Origin of the sequence: Parvibaculum sp. (assembly GCF_049672805.1) — a bacterium.
In the GTDB taxonomy this organism is placed as follows: Bacteria; Pseudomonadota; Alphaproteobacteria; order Parvibaculales; family Parvibaculaceae; genus Parvibaculum.
This window is the reverse complement of record NZ_JBATWS010000238.1, coordinates 1-3,567: the sequence shown is the minus strand read 5'-3', so window position 1 is coordinate 3,567 and position 3,567 is coordinate 1. Positions and strand designations below refer to the sequence as shown.

The 3,567-nt window shown below is 60.7% G+C and carries 5 protein-coding genes; all 5 read right to left on the bottom strand.

Annotated features, from left to right (window positions below; translation table 11 throughout):
• The coding region (locus tag WBF74_RS07770) for an FHIPEP family type III secretion protein (protein ID WP_424437701.1) at positions 1-511 on the bottom strand (511 nt) is incomplete at its 3' end.
• 35 nt (positions 512-546) lie between these two features.
• Positions 547-1,914 carry a sigma-54-dependent transcriptional regulator gene (locus WBF74_RS07765; protein WP_424437698.1) on the bottom strand — a complete coding sequence of 456 codons (1,368 nt, stop codon included), beginning with the start codon at positions 1,912-1,914 and terminating at the stop codon, positions 547-549.
• A gap of 58 nt (positions 1,915-1,972) precedes the next feature.
• The gene (fliN, locus tag WBF74_RS07760; protein ID WP_424437695.1) at positions 1,973-2,326 is read right to left on the bottom strand and encodes a flagellar motor switch protein FliN; all 354 of its coding nucleotides are present in this window, start codon (positions 2,324-2,326) and stop codon (positions 1,973-1,975) included.
• Positions 2,327-2,343: 17 nt separating this feature from the next.
• Complete coding sequence (locus tag WBF74_RS07755) at positions 2,344-3,042, bottom strand: hypothetical protein (protein WP_424437692.1); 699 nt, start codon at positions 3,040-3,042, stop codon at positions 2,344-2,346.
• Positions 3,043-3,072: 30 nt separating this feature from the next.
• The coding region (locus WBF74_RS07750; protein WP_424437689.1) for a FliG C-terminal domain-containing protein at positions 3,073-3,567 on the bottom strand (495 nt) is incomplete at its 5' end.

Below are 3,567 nucleotides of genomic sequence, written 5' to 3'. Positions count from 1 at the left end.
GGGTGAAGCGCGCCGCGACTTCCGCGATGCGCCCTGAACCTTTGGTGATGACGACGAAATTCACGATGACAAGGATCGCAAAGACGATGAGGCCGATGATGAAGTTGCCCTGCATCACGAAGTTGCCGAAGGCTTCGATCACCTTGCCTGCGCTGTCCGTACCTTCATGGCCGTGGCCGAGAATGAGGCGCGTTGAAGCGAGGTTGAGGGCGAGCCGCAACATGGTCGCGATGAGGAGGACGGTCGGGAAGGCACTGAATTCAAGCGGCTTCTGGATGAAGAGCGCTGTCATCAGCACAAGTACAGAGAAGGTGAAAGAGATAGCGAGCGCGAAATCCATGAGGATTGCGGGCAGCGGCAGGATCAGCACCACGATGATGGTGAGGATGCCCAACGCAAGCAGCAGGTCGCCGCGCTTGGCAATATCAGCGGCGAGGGTTTTCGTCGAAATCCCTCCGAAGCTGAACAGGCCACCCGCAGTGCCCGGAGAAGTGATCGTTGCGTCGCTCATCTATCGTGCTTTCTCAAAGAAGGTCGCGGGCGAGGTCAGGCGGTATAGGCGCGCACTTCACCGGGGTTGGGCACGGAAATGCCCTGCTCGCCATATTCCTTGAGCTTGTTGCGCAAGGTGCGGATGGAGATGCCGAGGATGTTTGCCGCATGGGTGCGGTTGCCGAGGCAGTGGTCGAGCGTCTGCAGGATGAGATCCTGTTCCACTTCGGCGACCGTCTTGCCGACAAAGCCGCGCGAAACGGCATCCGCCGCAGCTGCCGCCTTCTGTACGACGCCGCCAAGCGATGCGTCTTCGAGACGCGAGCCGTCCGGCAGGCGGATGGCGTTGACGTCGATTTCCTGCCCGGTCGCGAGCAGTACGGCGCGGTGCATCGTGTTTTCAAGTTCACGCACGTTGCCTGCCCAATGGTGGCGCGCGAGAAAGTTTTTCGCGTCCGCAGACAGAACCTTGGCGGGAAGGCTGTTTGCCTTCGCATAGCGCGCGGCGAAATGCTCTGCGAGCGCTAGAATATCGGCCGGACGCTCACGCAGCGCAGGAAGCTGAAGGTTCACCACGTTGAGGCGGTAGAAAAGGTCTTCGCGGAAGCGGCCCGCGCGTGCCTCCGCCTGAAGGTCGCGGTTCGAGGTAGCGATGATGCGGATGTTAACCTTGACCGGGGTCTTGCCACCCACACGGTCAATCTCCCGCTCCTGAATGGCGCGCAGAAGCTTTGCCTGAAGGCGCACATCCATTTCGCTGATTTCATCGAGCAGCAGCGTGCCGCCATCGGCTTCCTCGAACTTGCCGATGCGCCGTGCGATGGCACCGGTGAAGGCACCCTTTTCATGACCGAAAAGTTCTGACTCGAGCAGGTTTTCCGGGATCGCGGCGCAGTTCACGGAAATGAATGGCTTGTCGCGGCGGAGTGAGCGGTCATGGACATAACGTGCCATGACTTCCTTGCCGGTGCCGGACTCACCCGTAATGAGGATTGATGCTTCGGAGGGCGCCACCTGGTCGGCAAGCTTCACCACGTCACCCATCTTCGGATCACGGAAGATGAGCGCGTGATTGTCGTCGGCCACGGCGGAAAGAACGGCGGCGATAAGCTCGGCATCGGGCGGCAGCGGGATATATTCCTTCGCGCCTGCACGGATCGCGTTCACGGCGGCGCGCGCATCGGTTTCGACGCCGCAGGCAATCACCGGCACGCAGATATGTTCCGCCTGAAGGCGCGGGATGAGGTTTGCAATGTCTGCAGCCACATCGACCATCATCAGGTCAGCGCCACGGCCTGCCCGCAGGGTTTCGATCGCCTGATCGACGGTTTCGGTATGTGTCACCTTGGCGCCCTTCGACATCGCCATCTTGGTGGCGGTGGAGAGCTGTCCGTTCAGGGTTCCGACGATCAGAAGGCGCATTTGCGGCTCCTCTACTTTCTTTCTGGTTCAGTAAAACTGGGCGATCAGGGCGTGAAGATCAGTTCACGCCGCCCTTCACAATTTCGGTCATGGTGACGCCGAGGCGGTCATCCACCACCACGACTTCGCCGCGGGCGACGAGGCGGTCATTCACATAGATGTCGATGGCTTCGCCGACCTTGCGGTCAAGCTCCACAACGGTTCCCCGACCGAGTTTCAGCAGGTTCGACACTTCCATATGCGTCTTGCCAAGAACGGCAGAGACATTCACCGGCACGTCGAACACGGCTTCGAGGTCCTGGGCGGTGCGAGGCTCATCCAGCTCCACCGCTTCTTCTGCCGCCGACTGCGCCGGCAGGGCATCTGCCTCGGCGAGATCGGGGAGGGTCACTTCATCATCCTGAGTGGTCATGGTTCAGTGCTCCTTGGTCATTCGTTACGGCTGGCCGCACCCGCTGCGGGAGCGGGTTCGGGCATGGCAAGGCGGTTTTCATCGCTGCCAGAGGCGCCGAGTGTTTCGATATAGCGGCTCACAACCGCGGTGATTTCATTTTCAATTGCGGCGCGATCACGCGCGACGCCGCCATCGGCCCATTCGACGACGCAGTCGCCTTCCTTCATGTCCGGTTCGCCGAGCAGGATGATGCGGCCCGAAAGCCCGCGCTCCATTGCCATGCGATCGACCGTGTCCTTCAGGCGGTCAACGAGCGAAGGGGATACGCGCAGCAGAATGTGCGGCTCGCGGTTGAGATGGGCGAGGCAGTTACGGAGAACGGCTTCGATCTCGGTTTCGGGACGAGTGGCAATGAGAGCGGGTGCAAGCTTGCGGGCTGTTTCCATCGCTGTCATCACCGCCTCCTTGCGGGTCAGGATGAGCTGCGTGTCGAGCGCGGCGAGAAGAGCGCCCGTGCTTTCGGCAAGCCGGCTCATGGCTGAAACGAGCGCATCATCGCGGCGGGCTGCGGCTTCGCGTTCACCGGCCGCAAAACCTTCCGCATAAGCGGCGCGGCGTGCTGCTTCCACCTCCGCTTCGGTGATGCGCGGCGCTTCGACTTCTTCGATACGATCGGACGTGGACGGCCGCTCGCCGAAGTAAGTGTCGAAGGTGAATTTCACAGCCTGTTTCATGGACGAACCTGGTTGCCTTTACGCGTTACATCAGTAGATGAGTTCGTTGTCGGCGCCGTCGGTGGCGATCATGATTTCGCCCTTGTTGGCGAGATCCTTGGCGATGTTAACCATTGTCGTCTGGGCTTCATCCACATCCTTGAGGCGGACAGGGCCCATCATCTCCATGTCTTCGCGCAGGATTTTCGCAGCACGTTCAGACATGTTGGCGAAGAAGAGGTCACGCAGCGCATCGGAAGCACCCTTGAGCGCAATGGCGAGCTTGTTCTTGTCCACGGCGCGCAGCAACGTCTGGACGGAGCCGGGGTCAAGGCGGCCAAGGTCTTCGAAGGTGAACATCAGCGCCTTGATGCGGTCGGCGGATTCACGCGCGCGCTCTTCCAGCGCGGCGAGGAAGCGGCCTTCCGTCTGGCGGTCAAAATTGTTGAAAATTTCCGCCATAAGCTCGTGGCTGTCGCGGCGATTGGTGCGCGACAGGTTCGACATGAATTCAGAGCGAAGCGTCTGCTCGACCTTGTCGAGAAT

Excerpts from the sequence above, each read along its gene's own strand:
- WBF74_RS07765 (WP_424437698.1), bottom strand. The coding sequence starts at position 1,914 with ATGCGCCTTCTGATCGTCGGAACCCTGAACGGACAGCTCTCCACCGCC.
- fliN (WP_424437695.1), bottom strand. The coding sequence starts at position 2,326 with ATGACCACTCAGGATGATGAAGTGACCCTCCCCGATCTCGCCGAGGCA.
- WBF74_RS07755 (WP_424437692.1), bottom strand. The coding sequence starts at position 3,042 with ATGAAACAGGCTGTGAAATTCACCTTCGACACTTACTTCGGCGAGCGG.